The following is a 20,789-nucleotide window of genomic DNA, read 5'->3' as shown; positions in this document are numbered from 1 at the left end:
CGCAGCGGCCCGACGATGCCGCACGGGGACTCCTGGACCGTACTCTGCGTGATCACTCCGGAAGGCTGCGTGAACGTCTCATGAACTGGGCCTGGGCGCTTCGCGGCGGCGCCATGATGCTCACGTGCGCTCCTGGTCGGACACGCTCCGCTTCGCCTTCCAGCCGGTGGTCAATCTGTCCACCGGTGGGATAGCGGCCCTGGAGATCCTCGCCCGCCCGGAGACCGGCGACATTCTGGCCGAGGCCCGGCGGAATCCCGAACTCGACGGCCGGCTCGCCGTATCGGCGGTCCGTGCGGCGGTGCGCCAGGAGACGCTGCTGCCGCTGCACGTGAACGTGTTCGCCGGCACCCTGGCCGACCTCGGCGGCCTGGCCCCGCTGCACGACGCCGTGCGTGCGGCCGGACGGATGCCCTGGGAGATCACCGTCGACATCTGCCCGCCGTTCACGCATGTGCCGCGCACGGCTCTGCTGGAGGCGGCCGCCGCCTTGCGGGAGCAGGGCTTCCGGATCAGCGCCGACGGAGTCGGGGAGGGCGACGCACCGCTGTGTCTGCTCACCGACCTCTCCCCTGACGTGGTGAAACTCGACTCGTCGCTGCTGTCCCGGCCGGCCGCGGTGAAGGCGATGCGCACCCTGTGCGACGAGCTCGGCGCGCTGCTGTCCGTGGAGGGGGTGGAGACCGAATTCCAGTGCGCGGCGGCGCTGTCGGCCGGGGCGCAACTGGCCCAGGGCCATCTGTTCGCGCCGCCGGCCAGACTGCCGGCAGTGGACGTATACGTTCCGCCCCGCTCCCCCGCCGTCGGGACGCCGACGCCGACGGGGCCACTGGTACGGGAGTTCGTGCGGCCGGCCGCGCTGCTGCCCGCCGACGCCTCCGCGGGGCGGGTGCGGGCGCTGCTGACCGGCTCGCCGGAGGTGTCCGGCGTACTGCTGGTGGACCGGGACGGCGTGCCGGTGCGGTCCGTGCACCGCTCCCGCTTCCTGTTGTCGATGTCGGGCCGCTACGGGCACGCCCTGTACGCGGACCGGCCGGCCGCGAAGCTCGGCGACCCGCCGCGGACGGTGGGTATCGACGCCACCGCGTGGGAGGTGCTGGACGTGGTGGCGGACGGCGGCCGGGCGAGGATCTCGGACGACGTGGCCGTCGTCGACGCCTACGGCCGGTGCGTGGGCGCCGTACGCCTGGCGGACCTCGTACGGGCGCTGGCCGAGACCCGGGTCGAGGAGGCGGCCGGACTCAATCCGCTCACGCGGCTGCCCGGCTCGGACGCGATCACCGGCGAGGTGGACCGGCGGATCGCGACCGGGCATGCCTTCGCGCTGAGTTGGCTGGATGTCGATCACTTCAAGCAGGTGAACGACAGCGCGGGGTTCGCGGCCGGCGACGAGCTGATCCGGTCGGTCGGGCGGGCTCTGCAACTCGCGGCGTCCGGCAGTACGCGCGTGGGGCACATCGGCGGGGACGACTTCCTGGTACTAGCCGACCCGGAAGGGCTGGATCCGCTCGCCGCGTCCGTGCTGGACGCGCCCTGGTCGGCAGGCGGACGTGCGGTCACGCTGTCCCTGGCCACCGTGCTGTGCCCACCGGGCAGCGTGACCGATCACCGGCAGGCGGCGGCCTGTCTGGCGCCGCTGAAGAAGGCCGCCAAGTCGCTGTACGGCGCGAGTTGGGTGCTGGGACACGTCGGTTCGCCCGGCCACGAGGTCCGTCGCGGCGCGCGGGCGACGGCTCGTCAGGCGGGATGCGCGATGGGGGATCCGACGCGGAGGTGAACGGCCGGCGCGGGGCCGCACGCGACCGCCGCCCGACGCTCGAGCCGGTCGGCCCGCCCGCGGACGGTGGGCCGGCGAGGCAACGAACCGCGCGCGTACACCGGGCTTCGAACCGTTGCTGCACACGACCTTGACGCCCCCCGGGCGTCGGTGAACACTTCCCCGTGTCAGTCGACATCGCCGTACAATCACGACGTATCACGGCAATGCGCCGCAGGGGCCTCTGAGTCGGGGCCCACTCCCCCAGGCGGCGGTTCGGCTGCCACGGCACGCTCGTCACGGACGCCGGGCGGGGCGCGGGAAACTCCCAGCCTTCGACGGACGTCGGCACGGGAGCACGGGACACGCACCCTGCACGGAGGTCCGGGGTCGATCACTCCGGGCCAGCGCCTAGGAGCCGCCATGAGCAACGGAGACATTCTCGTCGGCGAGATCATCGGAACCGCCATCCTCATCCTCTTCGGGGCCGGTGTCTGCGCCGCCGTGACCCTCAGACACTCCAAGGCGCGGGCCTCGGGCTGGACAGTGATCGCCTTCGGCTGGGGTTTCGGCGTACTGGCCGGCGCGTACACCGCCGCGCCCCTGTCGGGCGGGCACCTCAACCCCGCCGTGACCCTCGGCATCGCCGTCGACACCGGTGAGTGGGGCAAGGTCTGGCTGTACCTGCTGGGCCAGATGATCGGCGCCATGCTCGGCGCCGCCCTCGCCTACCTGGTGTACTTCGCCCAGTTCCAGGCCAACGTCCGCGGGTCCGACACGACCGGCGGCCCGGCGGACGAGCCGACTCCGACCCTCGGGATCTTCTCCACCATCCCGGAGATCCGGAATCCCGTCGCGAACCTGGTCACCGAGATCATCGCAACGATCGCGCTGGTGCTGCCGATTCTCGCCTTCGGCCTGACCGAAGGGCTCGGGCAGTCCGGAACGACCGTGCTGATCGTCTCGCTCCTGGTCGTCGGTATCGGCCTCTCGCTCGGCGGGCCGACCGGCTACGCGATCAACCCCGCGCGCGACCTCGGCCCGCGCATCGTGCACGCCTTCCTGCCGATCCCGAACAAGGGCACCTCGGACTGGGCCTACGCCTGGGTTCCGGTCGTCGGCCCGCTCGTCGGAGGAACGCTCGCGGGCCTCATCTACAACGCAGCCTTCTGATCCCAGCCCAAGGGGTAGCCATGACGGACAACGCCGAGAAGTACGTCGCCGCGATCGACCAGGGCACCACATCGAGCCGCTGCATCATCTTCGACCGCAACGGCGCGATCGTCGCGGTCGACCAGCGCGAGCACCGCCAGATCTTCCCCAAGCCCGGGTGGGTGGAGCACGACGCCACGGAGATCTGGTCCAAGGTGCAGGCCGTGGTGGCCGGCGCGATCGCCAAGGCCGGACTGCGCGCCGACCAGCTGAGCGCGCTGGGCATCACCAACCAGCGTGAGACGACGGTCCTGTGGGACCGCGCCACGGGCAAGCCGGTGCACAACGCCATCGTGTGGCAGGACACCCGCACCGCCGCCCTCTGCAACGAGTTGGGCGGCCGCGACGGGCAGGACCGTTTCCGCGAGCAGACCGGACTGCCCCTGGCCAGCTACTTCTCCGGGCCCAAGGCGGCCTGGCTGCTCGACAACGTGCCGGGCCTCAGGGCGCGCGCCGAGCGGGGCGAGATCGCCTTCGGAACCATCGACTCCTGGCTCATCTGGAACCTCACCGGCGGCGTCGACGGCGGTCGGCACGTCACCGACGTGACCAACGCCGGGCGCACCATGCTGATGAACCTGGAGACCCTCCAGTGGGATCCGGCCATCCTCGCCGCCATGAACGTGCCCGAGTCCGTGCTGCCCGAGATCAGGTCGTCGGCCGAGGTGTACGGGACCGCGGTGGGCCAGCTCTCGGGCGTGCCCGTCGCGTCGGCGCTCGGCGACCAGCAGGCGGCCGTGTTCGGACAGGCCTGCTACGACGTGGGGTCGGCGAAGAACACGTACGGCACGGGCAGTTTCCTGCTGCTCAACACCGGCAACCGTCCGGTGCCGTCGAAGAGCGGCCTGCTGACCACCATGGGCTACAAGATCGGCGGTGAGGCTCCGGTCTACTGTCTGGAGGGCTCGATCGCCATCACGGGCGCCCTGGTGCAGTGGTTCCGCGACCAGCTCGGCATCATCCGCAACGCCGACGAGATCGAGACCCTCGCGGCCGGTGTCGAGGACAACGGCGGCGCGTACATCGTGCCCGCCTTCTCGGGTCTGTTCGCCCCCTACTGGCGCTCCGACGCGCGTGGTGTGATCACCGGTCTCACCCGGTACGTCACGAAGGCGCATCTCGCGCGCGCGGTGCTGGAGGCGACGAGCTGGCAGACACGTGAGGTCGTGGACGCCATGTTCCAGGATTCCGGGGTGCACATCACCACCCTCAAGGTGGACGGCGGCATGACCAGGAACAACCTGCTGATGCAGCATCAGGCGGACGTGCTCGGTGTGCCGGTGATCCGGCCCCGGGTGTCCGAGACGACCTGCCTGGGGGCCGCGTACGCGGCCGGACTCGCCACCGGAGTGTGGAACGACCTCGACGAGCTCAAGGCGCACTGGCAGCGGGACGCCGAGTGGACACCCGCCATGGAGGCGTCCGTGCGGGACCGCGAGTACCACAACTGGCGCAAGGCGGTGGAGAAGAGCTTCGGCTGGATGGAGGACGGCGACCTCTAGGCGCGCCGTCGGGCCGCACACGCGCGTGCGACGCCCCCGGGCTGCGGCCCGTACCCCTGTCGGCGGGGGTACGGGCCGTGGGCACCCGCCCGAGAGCGGGCGCGCCGTTCAGGTCGACACGGCCTGGCGGCGGTCGGCCGCATGCCGCATCGCGTGCTCGACGACACCGATGAGGACGTCCTTGACCGACTCCCGGTCACGGGCGTCGGTCAGCAGCACCGGCACGTCGTCGTCGAGGTCGAGGGCCTGGCGTACCTCGTCGGCCGGATAACGGGCCGATCCCTCGAAGCAGTTGACGCCCACGAGGAAGGGGATGGAACGCCGCTCGAAGTAGTCGATGGCGGCGAAGCAGTCCTCCAGGCGGCGGGTGTCGGCGAGTACGACAGCACCGAGAGCCCCCTCGGACAGCTCGTCCCACATGAACCAGAACCGCTCCTGGCCGGGCGTCCCGAACAGGTACAGCACCAGGTCCTCGCGCAGCGTGATGCGGCCGAAGTCCATGGCCACCGTGGTGGTGTGCTTCCCCTCCACGCCGCTGGTGTCGTCGACCGGGCGCCCCGCCTCGGTGAGCAGTTCCTCGGTGCGCAGCGGCCTGATCTCGCTGACCGCGCCGACGAGGGTGGTCTTGCCCACGCCGAAGCCGCCGGCCACCAGGATCTTCAGCGTGACGGGCTCGACCGGGGACCTGCCGCGCTCAGAACGCCCGAGGATCATCGATCTCTTCTCCTGCTTGATGGGTCGGGGGCGGCGGCCCGTATCCTCCGCCGCCTGGGGTTTCCACGACGAGTACGTCGCCTGGGCCGACGTCCGTCGTGTCGCTTCCGCCGAGTGCGGTCACCGTGCCGTCCGCGCGCTCGACACGGTTGGCGCCGAGCGCGCCGGGCTCCCCGCCGGCCATGCCGTACGGGGGGACCCTGCGGTGCTGGGAGAGCGTGGAGACGGTCATCGGCTCGTGGAACCGGATGCGGCGTACCGCACCGTCACCACCGGGCCACCGTCCCGCGCCCCCGCTGCCGCGCCGGAGTGAGAACTCCTCCAACCGGACCGGCAGGCGCCATTCCAGGACCTCCGGGTCGGTCAGCCGCGAGTTGGTCATGTGGGTCTGGACGGCACTCGCGCCGGGGAAGCCGTCTCCGGCGCCCGAGCCGGAGGCGACGGTCTCGTAGTACTGGTGGCGCTCGTCGCCGAAGGTGACGTTGTTCATGGTGCCGGAGCCCTCGGCCTGGACGCCGAGAGCGGCGTACAGGGCGCCGGTGATGGCCTGGGAAGTCTCCACGTTGCCGGCGACGACCGCGGCGGGCGGCCGGGGCGCGAGCATGGAGCCGGGCGGCACCACGATCTCGATCGGGCGCAGGCAGCCGTCGTTGAGGGGGATGTCGTCGGCCACCAGGGTGCGGAAGACGTACAGGACGGCGGCGTTGACGACGGAGTAGGGCGCGTTGAAGTTGGTGGCCAGTTGGGGCGAGGTCCCGGTGAAGTCGACCGTGGCGGACCGGTTCTCGCGGTCCACGCGCACGCGTACGCGGATGACGGCGCCCGCGTCGGTCTCATAGGCGTACTCGCCGTCCTCCAGAGCGTCGACGACCCGGCGCACGGCTTCCTCGGCGTTGTCCTGGACGTGCCGCATGTAGGCCTGGACCACGTCGAGGCCGAAGTCCCGGATCATGCGGGCGACTTCGTCGACGCCCTTCTGGTTGGCGGCGATCTGGGCGCGGAGGTCGGCGAGGTTCGTCTTCGGGTTGCGGGAGGGGTGGGGCGCCTCGGCGAGCAGACGCAGGGTCTCCTCCTCGCGCAGCCGGCCGTCCTCGGCGAGCAGCCAGTTGTCGAAGAGGACGCCTTCCTCCTCGATGGTGCGGCTGTCGGCGGGCATCGAGCCCGGCGCGATGCCGCCGATCTCGGCGTGATGGCCGCGCGAGGCGACGTAGAAGAGGATCCGGTCACTCTCCGTGTCACTCCGTTCCGCGGTGTCGAAGACCGGCGTGATCACGGTGACGTCGGGGAGGTGGGTGCCGCCGTGGTACGGGTCGTTCACCGCGTAGGTGTCGCCCGGCCGCATGCCGCTGCCACGGCGCTGGATGACCTCCTTCACGCTGGTGCCCATCGAACCCAGGTGGACGGGGATGTGAGGGGCGTTGGCCACCAGGTTTCCGTCCGGGTCGAACAGGGCGCAGGAGAAGTCGAGACGCTCCTTGATGTTGACCGACTGCGCCGTGGACTCCAGTCGCGCCCCCATCTGCTCGGCGATGGACATGAACAGGTTGTTGAAGATCTCGAGGAGAACCGGATCGACTTCCGTGTCGAGTTCGGAACTCTCCGTGACCGCCGCGCGTTCCATGACCAGATGCCCGTCGTCGGTCGCCGCGGCCCGCCAGCCGTCGTCGACGACGGTCGTCGCGCCGGACTCGGTGATGATCGCGGGACCGGTGACGGTGTCGCCCGGGGGCAGGTCCTCGCGGCGGCGCAGGGGCACGTCCCGCCAGGCACCACCGGTGTGCAGGCGGACGGTCCGAGCGGGGGCGGTCCGGCCCTCGTAGGGGGCGAGGGCGGAGAGATCGGGGGGTTCGGTGATGCCGGTGGCTTCCACGGAGAGGGCTTCGACGACGATCGGGCGGTCGAGGGTGAAGGAGTACGTGGCGCGATGACGTTCTTCGAAGTCCTGCCGCATCGTCGCGGGATCGGTCAGCTCGACGGAGAGGGTGGTGTCGGTCCCGTCGTAGCGGAGCTGCGCGCGCCGTGTGACCTCGATGCGGTTCTCGGGGACGTCCTCGGCGAGGAGCGCGGCGCGGGCCGCCGCCTCCAGATCGCCGGCCGTCTTGAGGACGTCGGGCGACGTCGCGGGGTCCAGGGGTACCTCGACGGACTGCTCGCGCATGGCCGTGGTGTCGGCGAGGCCGATGCCGAGCGCCGACAGGACGCCGGCCATGGGCGGCACGAGGACGGTGCGGATGCCGAGGGAGTCGGCCACCCGGCAGGCGTGCTGGCCGCCCGCGCCGCCGAAGGTGGTCAGCGCGTAGCGGGTGACGTCGTGGCCCTTCTGGACGGAGATCCGTTTGACCGCGTTGGCGATGTTGGCGACGGCGATCTGGAGGAAGCCCTCGGCGACCTGTTCCGGCGTGCGGTCGTCTCCGGTCCTCTCGTGGATCTCCTGTGCCAGCGCGCTGAAGCGGTCCAGGACGAGGGCCGCGTCGAGCGGCTGGTCGCCGTCGGGGCCGAACACCTGGGGGAAGTCGTCGGGCTGGATGCGGCCGAGCATGACGTTGGCGTCGGTGACGGTGAGCGGTCCGCCGCCGCGGTAGGAGGCGGGGCCGGGGTCCGCGCCGGCCGAGTCCGGCCCTACGCGGTAGCGGGAGCCGTCGAAGTGCAGGATCGAGCCGCCGCCTGCCGCGACGGTGTGGATGTCCAGCATGGGGGCGCGCAGCCGCACGCCGGCGATCCGGGTGGTGAAGACGCGTTCGTACTCGCCCGCGAAGTGCGAGACGTCGGTGGAGGTGCCGCCCATGTCGAAGCCGATGACCCGGTCGAAGCCGGCGAGCTGCGACATCCGGGCCATGCCGACGATGCCTCCCGCGGGACCCGAGAGGATCGCGTCCTTGCCGCGGAACTGGCCGGCCTCGGCGAGCCCTCCGTTGGACTGCATGAACATCAGGCGTACGCCTTCGAGCTCGTCGGCGACGTGCTGGACGTAGCGCCGCAGCACGGGCGACAGATAGGCGTCGACGACTGCGGTGTCGCCGCGCGGGACGAGCTTCATCAACGGGCTGACCTCGCTGGACAGCGAGATCTGCGGGAAGCCGACGGTGGCGGCGAGGTCGCCGACGGCCTGTTCGTGGGCGGGGTGGAGGTGGCTGTGCATACAGACCACGGCGACCGCGCGGATTCCGTCGTCGAAGGCCTGCCGGAGCGGCACGGCGAGGGAGTCCAGGTCCGGCGGGGTCACGACGGCGCCGTCGGCTGCGAGGCGCTCGTCGACCTCGATGACGCGTTCGTGAAGCAGTTCGGGCAGGTCGATCCGGCGGGCGAAGATGTGGGGGCGGTTCTGGTAGGCGATGCGCAGCGCGTCGCGAAAGCCCCGCGTGGTGACGAGCAGGGTGCGTTCACCCTTGCGTTCCAGGAGGGCGTTGGTGGCGACGGTCGTGCCCATGCGCACCACGTCGACGGGATCCTCGGAGCCGGCCAGCAGCTCGCGCACGCCCGCCACCGCTGCGTCGGCGTACCGGGCCGGATTGTCGGACAGCAGTTTGTGCATCAGCAGGCGACCGTCCGGGCGCCTCGCGACGATGTCGGTGAAGGTGCCGCCCCGGTCGACCCAGAACTGCCAGCCTGTCACGTCTCCACCTCGCTTCCGCGCTGCTCACAGCGCCCGGAGGCCGTTGATCACGTCGCGCAGAATACTCTCGTCGGGCAGCTCGGCGGGGGGTACGGGGCGTGTCACATGCACCAGTTCGGCGTCCGCGAGATCGCCGATGAGGACCCGTACGACGCCGATCGGCAGGTCGAGTTCGGCCGCGAGTTCGGCGACCGACTGCGGGACGTCGCGGCACAGCTCCACGATGTCCGCCTGCTCCGGGGACAGCGCCGAGTCCGTGTCCGTGTCGTCCGCCCGGGGTTCCGTGACGACCACCGCGATGAGATCGAGGCGGTGCTGGGCCGCATGACTGGTGCGGCCGCGCGTCATGGCATAGGGGCGGACGACCGGTCCTGCTTCGTCGTCGAACCAGTGGCTTCTGGCCTGACCGTCTGCGCTCATGTCATTCCACTACCCGCCGGCGGGCAGATCGGTGCGCGGAGCGGCGGCCATGTGTGCGCCGACCCGCTTCACGAGCAGCGTCATCTCGTACGCGACCTGCCCGACGTCCGAGTCCGCGTCGGAGAGAACGGCCAGGCAGCTGCCGTCACCGGCCGCCGTGACGAAGAGGAAGGCGTCGTCCAGCTCGACCACGGTCTGGCGCACGTTACCCGCCTCGAAGTGCCGGCCCACGCCCTTGGCGAGGCTGTGGAAGCCGGAGGCGACGGCGGCGAGGTGCTCGCCGTCCTCCCTGCTCAGGTCCTTGGAGACGCCCGTGGCGAGGCCGTCGCCGGAGAGCACGACAGCCTTGCGAATGTTCGCCACGCGGTCGACCAGGTCGTCGAGGAGCCAGTTGAGCTCGCCGGACTTGCCGGTCGCGGTGTGGCCGGTGGCCTTCGGTGCGGTCATCGACCGTCCCCCTTTGTCGTCCCTTGCGGTGCTGTGCCGCGGTCGGCGTCGCCGCCGGCGGCGTTCTCCTCGCGGCCACGCTGCCAGCCGCGCTGGAGAGAGGCCATTCTGCTGCGTACCTCGTCGGCGTCCCGTTCCACGGGTTGTGTCCGGTCCTCGTCGCGACGGCCGGGGTCCTGCCTGAGTTGCGGGGCCAGGCTCGCCTGCCGGACGCGGCGCGGGAGCCGACCGGACGCGGTGCCGGAGGGCTCTTCCCTGGTGACGCTCGGAGCGGACTCGTCACCGGTGGCGCTCGGAGCGGGGTCGTCCGTGGCGCGGGGGCCGATCGCGGACGGTCCCCGGCTCCTGCGCGGGAGGGCGGGAGCGGGCAGACCGTCGAGGGTGCGCCCCGGCCGCGCGGAGCGCCCGCCGAGGTCCTGTACCGGCGGCCCCGATCGTGTGCCGGTGGTACGGCCCGGAAGCTCCGGCCGCTCACCGCCTCCGTCCCCTGACGAGCCGGAGTCGTCGCCGCGGCTGCCGGGCCCGGTGGACCGGCCGAGGGGCGAGGTCTGGCGGCGGCGGGAGGGCAGCGGAGCCGTGCGCTCGGGCTCGGGCAGGCCTGCCACCGGGACGTCCGTCGCGTCCTCGTCCGCCGCCTGGCGGCGGGACCGCTGGTCGGTGACCGGCCGCCCGTGCGAGCTGACCAGCTTGGGCGTCCGGCGGCGGGGCAGCGGCACCGGGGCGTTCACGTGATCGTCAGCATTGGTCCGGCCGGCTGCGCCGTGCGAACCGGAGGCCTGTTCGTCGTCGGTGCCGCTCGGCTCGTCCTCGTCCGCCCGGGTACGGGAGCGGCGGGGAAGGAAGAGTCCGCCGCGCTCGGTCTCCTCGCTGTCGAGCGCGCCGGGGAAGTCCTCGACGGCGTCCACGTCGACAGGCGCTTCCAGCTCGACCGGCCCGTCCAGGAGCCCGGCGGGCAGGCCGGGCAGCTGCACCGGGACCTGGGAGAGGGCCGTCCTGCGGCTCTCCTCGAGTTCGGCCTCCTTGGAGGGCCGGGGGCGGTCGAGACGGAAGCCGACGCCGTTGGTGTCCGGTACCTCGTCCGTCAGCAGCGAGTCGGGGATGAACACCACCGCGGTCGTGCCGCCGTACGGGGACGGCTGCAGCGAGACCCGCACGTTCTGGCGCTGCGCGAGCCGGCTGACGACGAACAGTCCGAGCCGGTCGGTGTCGGACAGCTCGAACTCCGGTGTCTCGGCGAGCCGGAGATTGGCGTCCAGCAGCGCCTCGGCCGCCATGCCGAGACCGCGGTCGTGGATCTCCAGGGTGAAGCCGTTGGCCACCCGCTCGCCGAGCACGTGCACGGCGGTGTGCGGGGGCGAGAACACCGTGGCGTTCTCCAGCAGCTCGGCCACGAGATGCGTCAGGTCCGCGACGGCCGGTCCGGTCACGGCGGTGCGCGGCAGCCGACGGACCTCGATGCGCTCGTAGTCCTCGACCTCGGCGACGGCGGCGCGTACGACATCCATGAGCTGGATGGGTTTGCGCCACTGCCGGGAGGGCGCGGCGCCGGAGAGGATCACCAGGCCCTCGGCGTGGCGCCGCATGCGTGTGGTGAGGTGGTCGAGGCGGAACAGGTCCGCGAGTTCCTCGGTGTCCTCGGTCCTGCGCTCCATGGTGTCCAGGAGCGTGAGCTGCTTGTGCAGCAGGACCTGGCTGCGACGGGCGAGGTTCACGAAGACCTCGGAGACGCCCGCGCGGAGCTGGGCCTGCTTCACGGCGGCCTCGACGGCGGCGCGCTGGAGGGTGTTGAGGGCCTGGCCGACCTCGCCGATCTCGTTCTTGTCGTACTCCAGGCGCGGGACCTCGGTCTCGACGTCGACGTGTTCGCCCGCCGAGAGCCGGCGCATCACGCTGGGCAGCCGCACACCGGACGCCTCGTGGGCCTCCAGCCGCAGTTGCCGCAGGTCGCGGATGAGGCCGCGGCCGACACGCACGGACACGAAGAGCGAGGCGAGCAGGGCGATCAAGCCGAGCACCCCCGCGACGACGACCTTGACGATGACCCCGATCGCGATCGGCCGGACGCGCTCCTGATAGCGGTCCGCGGCCTCGTCGTCGAGCGTGGCGAGTTCGTCGAGGACATTGCCTGCCGCGGTGTCCCAACTCTGCGCGCTGACTGCGCCGGTGTCCCCGGAGGCGGCCGAGACCGCGGACTGCTCCGCGACGCGCAGGGGAGCGCTGGCGGCGTTCTTCCAGAAACGCTCGTACCGGTCCCGCTCCGAGCTCGGCAGCAGCGGCAGGTTCGTCTCGTACATAAGGGTGCGCTGGGCGATGAGATCGGAGATGTCGCGGACCTCGGCGCGGGAGAGCTCGCCCACGATCAGGGCGGAACCGAGGAGGGCGTCCTCGCGGGAGAGCAGCTCGCGGGCACGGGCGATGTTGACCAGCGCGCGGTACTGCGTGTCCATTTCGACGTTGTCGACGAGATGGAGGTCGGTCAGGAGGACGAAGCAGGGGTCGACCAGGCGGTTGTACAGATCGAGGGCCTGCGCGCGGTCGACCGTGCCGTCCTCGACGCTGCGACGCAGGGATTCGATGCCCTCGAAGGCATCGAGTACGGCGGTGAGACGTTCGTCGGTGTTCTCACCGAGGGCGTCACGCACCTCCGGGTCCTGCGCGTTCCGGCGGACCTCGCCCACGGCTTCATCTGTGGCGGTGCGGCTGCGCCTGAGCGCCGCGAGCCCGTCGGAGGCGCGCGGATCGGCCAGATGGACCAGACTCTGGCGGCGTTCCTGCTGGATGACCCGGACGATGTCCTCGGTGGGGTAGCCGATGTCCTCGACGACGGACGAGACGGTGAACAGCCGGTCGGCTTCGCGTCCCGTAAGCACCGTGGCAAAGGCCCAGATCGCGGTCAGGGACACCAGCGGCACGAGCAGCAACGCCACGATCTTCCTGCGGATGGACTTCCCGCGAAAGCGCATGGCCTCCCCCAGCTCGCCCCCAGCGGAAGGGGGTGCATGTGCGTCAACAAACGGCGCGAGCCTACTACCGACACACAGTTAACTCGAAGGGCCTTCCGGAAGCCGAGCTTCCGTACGGGAGGTCCGGCATGGGGAGTTGTCCGGCCATTGCGGGAGATTGCCTCCCCGATCGCTGCGACGGCCGCGAGTCCGGATCACATGGGCATGGCCGGGCCTTTGGCTGGAATTTTTCGATCCGCGGGAATCTTCGAGGCGCCCCGTTCGTCCTTCTCTACAGGAAATGGGTGGCGGAATCGGACACAGGAGCCGCATCCCGCACCCGCGCGGCGTAAATCAGCGCAAGCCGGGCAGCCCTTGGGGAGTCGGGTCTTCGGACCGGAGCGATCGGGCTGCTGGCGGTGGGGAGTGACACGGTGATGGGGACGGCGGAGCGGCATGAGGCGTCCGGTGACGGCGCCGCCGCGCAAGCGGTGGAGCAGCGGGACACCGGGGCGCCGGATCGCGACATTGCAGCGGACGGACCACGGGCGAAGAGTCCGCGATCGACCGCGAAAGTGCCGGAGCAGACGGTTCGGGAAGCGACGGCCGCGGTGACACGGGAGGCGCCGGCCCCGCCTGTCCCGGGTCACGATCAGGCCGCTCCGGCAGGTGCCGTCACATCAGCGGCCGAGGCCGGCCGGATCATCGGGCACGACGAGCCGGACGGCTATCAGGATCGCCCGTACTACCGACCGTTGTGGGTGGAGGAGCCCGCGAAGCGCCGTCGGCTGCCCGATCCGGTGCGGACGGCGGCCGTGCGGGCCGTGATCATCATCGCGGTGACGCTGGTACAGGCGATGGTGGCGTTCCTGTGCACGCTGGCCGGATCCTGGCTGGCGTTCCCGATGGTGCTCAGCAGCATCGCGAGCACGGTGGTGGCCACCTGGAGCGTCCTCGACGTATGGGTGACGCGCCAGGTGTGGAACCAGCGCAACGGGGTGGTGTCGATGCCCAGCAGCACCGCACGCGCGCTGCGCCGCGAGCGGCGGCGTGCCCGGCGCCAGGCACGTTCCGCCGAGCGCACTCAGGAGCGAATACGCCGACGTGGTGGTGCCGGACAGTTGTCGCATCCCTGAGACGCCGAGTGTCCCGTTCCCGCACAGGGGAGCTACCGGGCCGGAGCGGGGCGGTGGTCGCGGTACCGGCACCCTGACCGTGGTGATGGGTACGGCTGGGCGGGCCGCGCGACTGCTCGGCGCGCCCAGCCCCGACCGTACAGCCGTACCGGGTCGCCTCTTCCGGCGGCACTGCTCACCGTGTGGCCGACTCCACCCGCTCTTTCGCGCGCACGAGTTCGCGTCGTACGCGCATGAAGGACCGGGGACGGTCCACCGCCAGCACGGCGGTCGTACGTCCCGCCCGCTCGTACAGAGCCAGGAAGCCGCCCCCGGCCGGATCGACGGCGTCGCCCTCGGTGATGCGCACGGTGTCACCGTCCTCGCGGCGTCCGGCGAACTGGATGCGCGCGCCGTACTGATCGGACCAGAAGTAGGGCACCGACCGCACCGTCTCGACGGTACGTCCGGCGAGAAGGTTGGCCACGGCCACCCGGGGCTGCTCCGTTGCCGCCGTCCAGTGCTCGGCGCGCAGCCCGCCGATCCGGGCGACGTCTCCGACGGCGACCACGTGCGGCAGTGACGTCGTACAGCCGTCGTCGCACAGAACGCCGTCGTTCAGGGCGAGCGTCGAGCCGGCCAGCCAGTCGGTGTTGGGGGTGACTCCGACACCGGCGACGACGATGTCGGCGGGGAGGAGCGCGCCGTGCGCCGGCACGACTCCCGAGACGGTGTCCGTGCCGCGCAGGCCGGCCACACCCGTCCCGGTGATGAGCCGTACTCCGGCCCGCTGGTGCAGCCGGGCGCACACGGCGGCCATGTCGGGGCCGAGTTGCGGCACGAGGGGGAGCGGAGCGGCCTCGACCACGGTGACCTCGTGACCGAGTGCGGCGCAGGAGGACGCCGTTTCGGCGCCGATGAAGCCGGCGCCGATCACGACGACCCGGCGGGGGCCCCGGGTGAGTTCGTGGCGCAGCGCGAGGGCGTCGTCGAGGGTGCGCAGGGTGTGGACGCCGGCCGGATGTCGACCGGGGAGGCGGCGGGCGGAGGCGCCGGTGGCGATGACGACTGCGTCGGTCGAGAGGGTCCGGCCGTCGTCCAGCACCACGGTCCGGCCGCGGGGATCGAGGCCCCGGGCCCGGGTGCCGAGAAGCCACTCGGCGTCGAGTTCCGCGGTCTCCTCGGGGTCGGCGAGTTCCAGTCCGGCCTCGTCGGTCCGTCCGGTGAGGAAGCCCTTCGACAACGGCGGGCGGTCGTAGGGGCGGTGGAGCTCGTCACCGATGACGACCAAGCGTCCGTCGAAGCCCTGGGAACGCAGTTCGCGGGCCGCGTACAGACCGGAGAGCGAGGCGCCGACGACAGTCACGGTCCTCATGCGGTGCGGGTCCCCTCGGCCGCGGAAGGGCTGTGGGCCTGCGGGGCGGACGGAACCACCGGGGTGCTCCGTGCCCATGCGGCCGTGCCCTCCGCCACCGTGAGGTGGACGTGGACGACGCCGTCCTCGACGGTGACGCGGTGCGTGCGGACCGGGCGACGGGCGGGCAGGCAGGTGGGCTGCCCGGTACGCAGGTCGAATGAGGCGGCGTGCAGCGGGCATTCGACCTGACGGCCCTCGAGCCACCCCTGCGAGAGGGAGGCGTCCTGGTGGGTGCAGGTGTCGTCGACGGCGTACAGCTCACCCTCCTCCGTGTGGAACACGGCGACGGGCGGGGTCGTCTCGACGCGGACGGACTCGCCCTCGGGGAGGTCTTCGAGGCGGCAGACGGGAATCATGGGCCCCCCTCTCGGTCCGGGACACTCGGTCCGGGATCTGTGCGGCCAGGCGGATCAGGGAGTGCGGAGCGTCGTTGGTCCGGCAGTCGCGGAGTGCAGGGCGTTCGAGGCGTACGAGCCGGTCGAAACGCTCCAGAAGTACGCGGAGTACACGGGTGTGCGAGGTACGTGAAGTACGCGAAGTGCAGGGAAAGCGAGGGCGCGGGCCGGGGTCGGTCCGGCGGTCCGGCCCCTTCCGGGTGACGGCCGCTTGAGTAACATGATGTTTCGTATGGCGCACAGAAGCGCGCCATGCGCAACAGAATCCGGGCGGGGCGACCGTCGCGTCAAGGGTTTCCCGCAGATGCGGCCCAAACAGGGCCGCCAGGTGGTGAGAGTTGAGCTATGGCCCGCACGCAGAGGCATTCCGACCGCGGCGAGGAGAGCGCCGGGAACCCCATGAAGCAGGGCGGCAGAGGCGCGGCCGGAGCGGTGCAGTCGGTGGATCGCGCGGTGAGCGTGCTGGAGATCCTCGCCCGGCACGGTGAGGCGGGCGTCACCGAGATCGCCGATGAGCTGGACGTGCACAAGTCCACCGCGTTCCGGCTGCTCGGCGTGCTGGAGAACCGCGGTCTGGTGGCGCAGGCGAAGGACCGCGGAAAGTACTACCTGGGGGCCGGCGTGCTGCGCCTGGCGGGGGCGGCGGCAGTGCGGCTGGACATCTCGCAGGAGGGTGTCCCGGTGTGCCGGGAACTCGCCGACGAGCTGGGCGAGACGGTCAACATCGCGGTGCTGGACGACGATGCCGCGGTCAACATCATGCAGGCCCGCGGGACCGCCTCCGTGACCGCGCAGAACTGGCTCGGCAGACGCACTCCCCTGCACGCCACGTCCAGCGGCAAGGTGCTGCTCGCCCATATGCCGCCCACCCTGCGCGAGGGTCTGCTCGCGCGTCCGCTGCCCCGGCTCACCGAGCGCACGATCACCGGGGCGAGCGTGCTGCGGGCCGAGTTGGAGGCTGTGGTCGAGCAGGGCTACGCGGTCACCCTGGAGGAGTTGGAGCTGGGGCTCGCCGCCGTGGCGGCGCCGATCCGCGCGCACGACGGCAAGGTGATCGCCGCGATCAGCGTCTCGGGACCGGTGTACCGGCTGAACTCCGACCGTGTGCCGGAGCTCGCCAAGCGCTCGGTGGCGGCCGGTTCGGAGCTGTCACGCCGTATGGGCTACGGCTTCTGACGCGGGCAGCGGCGGACGTCGGCACCCGACGGACGCCGCGGCGGACGTTGCCGGGGGCCGCCGGCACGGCTCGACAGCGGTGCGGGGACCGGGAGTTCCTGGTCCCCGCACCGCTGTGTGTCCGGCGCGTTTCGCCCCCGCCGGTCCTTTTGCCAAGGGTTAACCCGCACCTCTTGACGGCCGCTTGATGCCATTCTCAATATGTTCCCCATCGCGCAACCCGTCGTGCCATGCGCAACAGCAGAGGAGCCTGCCGTGCCACACGAGGTCCGTGCCGCAGTCGCTGTCGAGAGGGGCGCACCGGTCGAGGTGCGGACGATCGTGGTCCCCGACCCGGGGCCCGGAGAGGTCCTCGTCGCGGTGCAGGCCTGCGGGGTCTGCCACACGGATCTGCACTACCGGGAGGGCGCGATCACGGACGGCTTCCCGTTCCTGCTGGGGCACGAGGCGGCCGGCACCGTCGAGGCGGTCGGCGCGGGTGTCACCGACCTCCGGGCCGGCGACTTCGTGGTGCTCGCATGGCGGGCGCCGTGCGGTTCGTGTCGTTCCTGCCGCCGGGGCCGCCCCTGGTACTGCTTCGATTCCCGCAACGCCACGCAGCCGATGACGCTGCCGGACGGCACCCCGCTCAGCAACGCCCTCGGCATCGGTGCCTTCGCCGAGAAGACGCTGGTCGCGGCCGGGCAGGCGGTGCGGATCGATCCGGCGGCCCGGCCCGAGGCCGCCGGGCTCATCGGCTGCGGCGTGATGGCCGGGTACGGCGCCGCGGTCAACACCGGCAACGTGGGGCGGGGCGACTCGGTCGCCGTGATCGGCTGCGGAGGCGTGGGCAACGCGGCGATCGCGGGCGCCTGCCTCAACGGCGCCATGAAGGTGATCGCGGTGGACATCGACGACAGGAAGCTGGACCAGGCCGAGAAATTCGGCGCCACGCACACCGTCAACTCCCGGGGCACCGACCCGGTCGAGGCCGTTCGCGCCCTCACCGACGGTTTCGGGGTCGATGTGGCGATCGACGCGGTCGGCCGCCCGGAGACCTTCGAGCAGGCCTTCTACATGCGCGACCACGCCGGCCTGCTGATCCAGGTGGGTGTCCCCGCCCCGGAGACGAGGATCGAGCTGCCGCTGATCGACGTGTTCTCGCGGGGCGGCGCGATCAAGTCGTCCTGGTACGGGGACTGCCTGCCGAGCCGCGACTTCCCCTTCCTGATCGACCAGTACCTCTACGGGCTGCTCGATCTCAACGCCTTCGTGACAGAGACGATCGCTCTCGACCGGGTCGAGGAGGCGTTCGCCAGGATGCGCCGCGGCGAGGTGCTGCGCTCGGTCGTGGTCCTGTGAGCCTTCCGGGCGGCCGACGGGCCGTGACCGCGCGCGACCCCCGCGCCCACCAACGCGCGACCGTCTGAGACGGAGCCGCGCCGCCACCGTTCCGGGACCGCGCATCGTCCCGGCGACCGGTGCCCGCTCCGGACACGGCCGGGGACATGCATTCCGGCGCCCTCGCGGAAAACCCCGCCGACGCCGACGTTCCCACCAACGCCGACGCCAACGCCCCACCACCGTCCCCGCCATCGCCAATGCCAACGCCAACGCCAAGGAGGGGCATGTCCACCCCGCCCGCAACCCGCCCGCAGCCCCGCGTGGTCGTCATCGGCGCCGGCATAGTCGGCTGCTCCCTCGCGGACGAACTCACCGCCCGCGGCTGGACGGACGTCACCGTCCTGGAGCAGGGCCCCCTGCCCGCCCCCGGCGGTTCCACCTCGCACGCGCCGGGCCTCGTCTTCCAGACCAACCCGTCCAGGACACTGGCCGAGTTCGCCCGCTACACCGTCGAGAAGTTCACCGCGCTCGAGGTCGACGGAGTCCCCTGCTTCGACCGGGTGGGCGGGCTGGAGCTGGCCACCACCCCCGAACGCCTCGCCGACCTACATCGCCGGGCCGGCTGGGCGGCCTCCTGGGGCATCCGCGGTGAGGTCGTCGGCGCCGACCGCTGCAAGGAACTGTGGCCGCTGCTCGACGAGTCAGTCGTCCTCGGCGGGTTCCACACGCCCGACGACGGGTTGGCCCGCGCCCTGCTCGCCGCGCGCGCCCGGACCGAGCGGGCCACGGCGAGAGGCGCACGGTTCCTGGACCGGCACACGGTCACCGGCATCGAGCGGCGGGACGGCCGGGTCACGGCCGTCGTCACCGACCGCGGCACGTTCCCGGCCGACCATGTCGTCTCGGCCGCCGGATTCTGGGGTCCCGTCATCGGCCGGGCGGCCGGGGTCGACGTACCGCTGCAGCCCCTGGCCCATCAGTACGTCAGGACCGGGCCGCTGCCGGAGCTGCGCGATGCCACGGCGGAGGCGTCGAGGCCCATCCTCCGCTTCCAGGACCGCGACCTGTACTTCCGTGAGCACACCGACCGCATCGGGATCGGCTCCTACGCCCACCGGCCGCTGCCCGTCGACCCGTTCGCGGTGCTCCCGTACGACGAGGCCCGCGCCCGGGGCCTGGAGATGCCCTCCTCCTGTCCGTTCACACCCGAGGACTGGGCGCCGAGCTGGGAGGACTGCCGTCGTCTCCTCCCCGCGCTGCGCGCCACCGGGATCGAGACCGGTTTCAACGGTGTCTTCTCCTTCACCCCCGACGGGATGCCGCTGCTGGGCGAGTCGCGCGAGCTGCGCGGGTTCTGGCTGGCCGAGGCGGTCTGGGTGACGCACTCCGCCGGTGCCGCCAGGGCGGTCGCCGAATGGATGGTGGACGGGCGGCCGTCGATCGACGTGCACGAGTGCGACCTGACGCGTTTCGAGCAGGCGCAGCGTTCACCCGCGTACGTCCGGGAACGCGGTGCGCAGCAGTTCGTCGAGGTGTACGACGTCATTCACCCGCTCCAGCCGATGGAGCGGCCCCGGCCGCTGCGCGTCAGTCCCTTTCACTCCCGTCAGGAGCGACTGGGCGCGTACTTCCTCGAAGGCGGCGGGTGGGAGCGCCCGCACTGGTACGAGGCGAACGCCCGGCTCGTGGACGGGCTCGACCCGCTGCCCGAACGCGACGCCTGGTCCGCCCGGCACTGGTCCCCGATCGCCGCCGCGGAGGCACGGACGACCCGCGAGAGGGTCGCCCTGTACGACATGACGCCGCTGCGCCGCCTGCGGGTGACGGGCCCCGGCGCCCTCGGCTTCCTCGACCGTATGACCACCAACAATCTGCGCAGGAAGCCCGGCGCGGTCACCTACACGCTCCTCCTCGACGAGTCGGGCGGTGTCCGCTCCGACCTGACCGTGGCCCGGCTGGCCCCCGACCACTTCCAGGTCGGCGCCAACTCGCCCGCCGACCTCGACCACCTCCTGCGCCACGCACCGGCCGACGTCCACATCGAGGACATCACCTCCGGCACCTGCTGCGTCGGCGTGTGGGGTCCGCTCGCCCGTGAGCTGGTCCAGCCGCTGACCGGCGACGACTTCTCGCACGAGGCCTTCGGGTACTTCCGCGCCAAGCGGACGCACATCGGGCACGTCCCGGTGACGGCCCTGCGCCTGTCGTACGTCGGTGAACTGGGCTGGGAGCTGTACACCACCGCCGATCTGGGCCTTCGCCTGTGGGACACCCTGTGGGAGGCCGGGCGGGAGCTCGGCGTGATCGCGGCGGGCCGTTCGGCGTTCAACTCCCTGCGCCTGGAGAAGGGCTACCGCGCCTGGGGCGTCGACATGACGGACGAGCACGACCCGTTCGAGGCGGGCGTCGGGTTCGCCGTGCGCATGGACAAGGAGTTCCTCGGGCGGTCCGCGCTCACCGGCACGCCGCCGACCCGCAGGCTCACCCCGCTCCTGCTCGACGACCCCGCCTCCGTCGTGCTCGGCAAGGAGCCGGTGTACGTCGACGGCGCGCCGGCCGGCTATGTGACCAGCGCGTCGTACGGCTACTCACTGGGCCGCTGCGTCGCGTACGCCTGGCTGCCCGCGGACCTGCCGGCCGGCACCGGGGTGCACGTCGAGTACTTCGGCGAGAAGGTCCCGGCGACGGTCGCCGAGGAGCCGCTCTTCGACCCGGGGATGACCCGGATCCGCCGCTGAGACACACGCCAACGACCCC

Annotated in this window: 14 protein-coding genes; 7 read left to right on the top strand and 7 right to left on the bottom strand. The window is 71.7% G+C overall.

Features of this window, described 5'->3' with window-relative positions; all coding sequences use genetic code 11:
• The first annotated feature begins 124 nt into the window (after positions 1-124).
• The 3 genes from DN051_RS31765 (at position 125) to glpK (ending at position 4,470) form a co-directional block, all read left to right on the top strand.
• The gene (locus DN051_RS31765; protein ID WP_112440115.1) at positions 125-1,777 is read left to right on the top strand and encodes a GGDEF domain-containing protein; all 1,653 of its coding nucleotides are present in this window, start codon (positions 125-127) and stop codon (positions 1,775-1,777) included.
• A 402-nt stretch (positions 1,778-2,179) separates the two neighbouring features.
• The gene (locus tag DN051_RS31760; protein ID WP_053759931.1) at positions 2,180-2,929 is read left to right on the top strand and encodes an MIP/aquaporin family protein; all 750 of its coding nucleotides are present in this window, start codon (positions 2,180-2,182) and stop codon (positions 2,927-2,929) included.
• A gap of 20 nt (positions 2,930-2,949) precedes the next feature.
• On the top strand, positions 2,950-4,470 hold the full coding sequence (gene glpK, locus DN051_RS31755) for a glycerol kinase GlpK (RefSeq protein WP_053759930.1): 1,521 nt from the start codon (positions 2,950-2,952) through the stop codon (positions 4,468-4,470).
• 108 nt (positions 4,471-4,578) lie between these two features.
• On the opposite strand, the gene DN051_RS31750 is transcribed toward glpK, so the two are convergent.
• From DN051_RS31750 to DN051_RS31730, 5 genes are read right to left on the bottom strand one after another with little or no spacing between them, the layout of a single operon-like run.
• Positions 4,579-5,184: a GTP-binding protein gene (locus tag DN051_RS31750; protein ID WP_053759929.1), complete on the bottom strand. Its 606-nt coding sequence runs from the start codon at positions 5,182-5,184 to the stop codon at positions 4,579-4,581.
• On the bottom strand, positions 5,165-8,797 hold the full coding sequence (locus tag DN051_RS31745) for a hydantoinase B/oxoprolinase family protein (protein ID WP_112440113.1): 3,633 nt from the start codon (positions 8,795-8,797) through the stop codon (positions 5,165-5,167). The genes DN051_RS31750 and DN051_RS31745 overlap by 20 nt, the downstream gene beginning before the upstream one ends.
• A gap of 24 nt (positions 8,798-8,821) precedes the next feature.
• Entirely contained in the window at positions 8,822-9,217 is a 396-nt protein-coding gene (locus DN051_RS31740; RefSeq protein ID WP_053759927.1) for a DUF742 domain-containing protein, read from the bottom strand.
• A 9-nt stretch (positions 9,218-9,226) separates the two neighbouring features.
• Positions 9,227-9,664, bottom strand: coding sequence for a roadblock/LC7 domain-containing protein (locus DN051_RS31735; protein WP_112440111.1), 438 nt, complete (start codon positions 9,662-9,664; stop codon positions 9,227-9,229).
• On the bottom strand, positions 9,661-12,627 hold the full coding sequence (locus DN051_RS31730; RefSeq protein WP_112440109.1) for a sensor histidine kinase: 2,967 nt from the start codon (positions 12,625-12,627) through the stop codon (positions 9,661-9,663). Before DN051_RS31730 ends, DN051_RS31735 begins: the two co-directional genes overlap by 4 nt.
• Before the next feature lie 416 nt (positions 12,628-13,043).
• Between DN051_RS31730 and DN051_RS31720 the strand changes: the two genes are divergently transcribed.
• Complete coding sequence (locus DN051_RS31720) at positions 13,044-13,742, top strand: hypothetical protein (protein ID WP_112442539.1); 699 nt, start codon at positions 13,044-13,046, stop codon at positions 13,740-13,742.
• A gap of 175 nt (positions 13,743-13,917) precedes the next feature.
• Here the strand turns inward: DN051_RS31720 and DN051_RS31715 are convergent, their stop codons facing one another.
• Together DN051_RS31715 and DN051_RS31710 are read right to left on the bottom strand one after the other, a co-directional pair.
• On the bottom strand, positions 13,918-15,096 hold the full coding sequence (locus DN051_RS31715) for an NAD(P)/FAD-dependent oxidoreductase (RefSeq protein ID WP_199314719.1): 1,179 nt from the start codon (positions 15,094-15,096) through the stop codon (positions 13,918-13,920).
• On the bottom strand, positions 15,093-15,494 hold the full coding sequence (locus DN051_RS31710) for a bifunctional 3-phenylpropionate/cinnamic acid dioxygenase ferredoxin subunit (protein WP_112440105.1): 402 nt from the start codon (positions 15,492-15,494) through the stop codon (positions 15,093-15,095). The genes DN051_RS31715 and DN051_RS31710 overlap by 4 nt, the downstream gene beginning before the upstream one ends.
• A 438-nt stretch (positions 15,495-15,932) precedes the next feature.
• Between DN051_RS31710 and DN051_RS31705 the strand changes: the two genes are divergently transcribed.
• From DN051_RS31705 to DN051_RS31695, 3 genes are all read left to right on the top strand, one after another.
• Positions 15,933-16,709: an IclR family transcriptional regulator gene (locus tag DN051_RS31705; protein WP_246041137.1), complete on the top strand. Its 777-nt coding sequence runs from the start codon at positions 15,933-15,935 to the stop codon at positions 16,707-16,709.
• A gap of 255 nt (positions 16,710-16,964) precedes the next feature.
• The gene (locus DN051_RS31700; protein ID WP_053759921.1) at positions 16,965-18,050 is read left to right on the top strand and encodes an S-(hydroxymethyl)mycothiol dehydrogenase; all 1,086 of its coding nucleotides are present in this window, start codon (positions 16,965-16,967) and stop codon (positions 18,048-18,050) included.
• Between the two features lie 266 nt (positions 18,051-18,316).
• Positions 18,317-20,770: a GcvT family protein gene (locus DN051_RS31695; protein WP_112440102.1), complete on the top strand. Its 2,454-nt coding sequence runs from the start codon at positions 18,317-18,319 to the stop codon at positions 20,768-20,770.
• The last annotated feature ends 19 nt before the right edge of the window (positions 20,771-20,789 follow it).

Origin of the sequence: Streptomyces cadmiisoli, from assembly GCF_003261055.1 — a bacterium.
GTDB lineage: Bacteria > Actinomycetota > Actinomycetes > Streptomycetales > Streptomycetaceae > Streptomyces > Streptomyces cadmiisoli.
Note: the sequence above shows the minus strand (reverse complement) of the source record. Positions and strands in the feature narration are given on the sequence as shown.

Bases quoted from the DNA above. Each gene is read 5' to 3' on its own strand.
- DN051_RS31760 (WP_053759931.1), top strand. From the start codon at position 2,180: ATGAGCAACGGAGACATTCTCGTCGGCGAGATCATCGGAACCGCCATC.
- glpK (WP_053759930.1), top strand. From the start codon at position 2,950: ATGACGGACAACGCCGAGAAGTACGTCGCCGCGATCGACCAGGGCACC.
- DN051_RS31750 (WP_053759929.1), bottom strand. From the start codon at position 5,184: ATGATCCTCGGGCGTTCTGAGCGCGGCAGGTCCCCGGTCGAGCCCGTC.
- DN051_RS31740 (WP_053759927.1), bottom strand. From the start codon at position 9,217: ATGAGCGCAGACGGTCAGGCCAGAAGCCACTGGTTCGACGACGAAGCA.
- DN051_RS31735 (WP_112440111.1), bottom strand. From the start codon at position 9,664: ATGACCGCACCGAAGGCCACCGGCCACACCGCGACCGGCAAGTCCGGC.
- DN051_RS31730 (WP_112440109.1), bottom strand. From the start codon at position 12,627: ATGCGCTTTCGCGGGAAGTCCATCCGCAGGAAGATCGTGGCGTTGCTG.
- DN051_RS31720 (WP_112442539.1), top strand. From the start codon at position 13,044: ATGGGGACGGCGGAGCGGCATGAGGCGTCCGGTGACGGCGCCGCCGCG.
- DN051_RS31715 (WP_199314719.1), bottom strand. From the start codon at position 15,096: ATGAGGACCGTGACTGTCGTCGGCGCCTCGCTCTCCGGTCTGTACGCG.
- DN051_RS31710 (WP_112440105.1), bottom strand. From the start codon at position 15,494: ATGATTCCCGTCTGCCGCCTCGAAGACCTCCCCGAGGGCGAGTCCGTC.
- DN051_RS31705 (WP_246041137.1), top strand. From the start codon at position 15,933: ATGAAGCAGGGCGGCAGAGGCGCGGCCGGAGCGGTGCAGTCGGTGGAT.
- DN051_RS31695 (WP_112440102.1), top strand. From the start codon at position 18,317: ATGTCCACCCCGCCCGCAACCCGCCCGCAGCCCCGCGTGGTCGTCATC.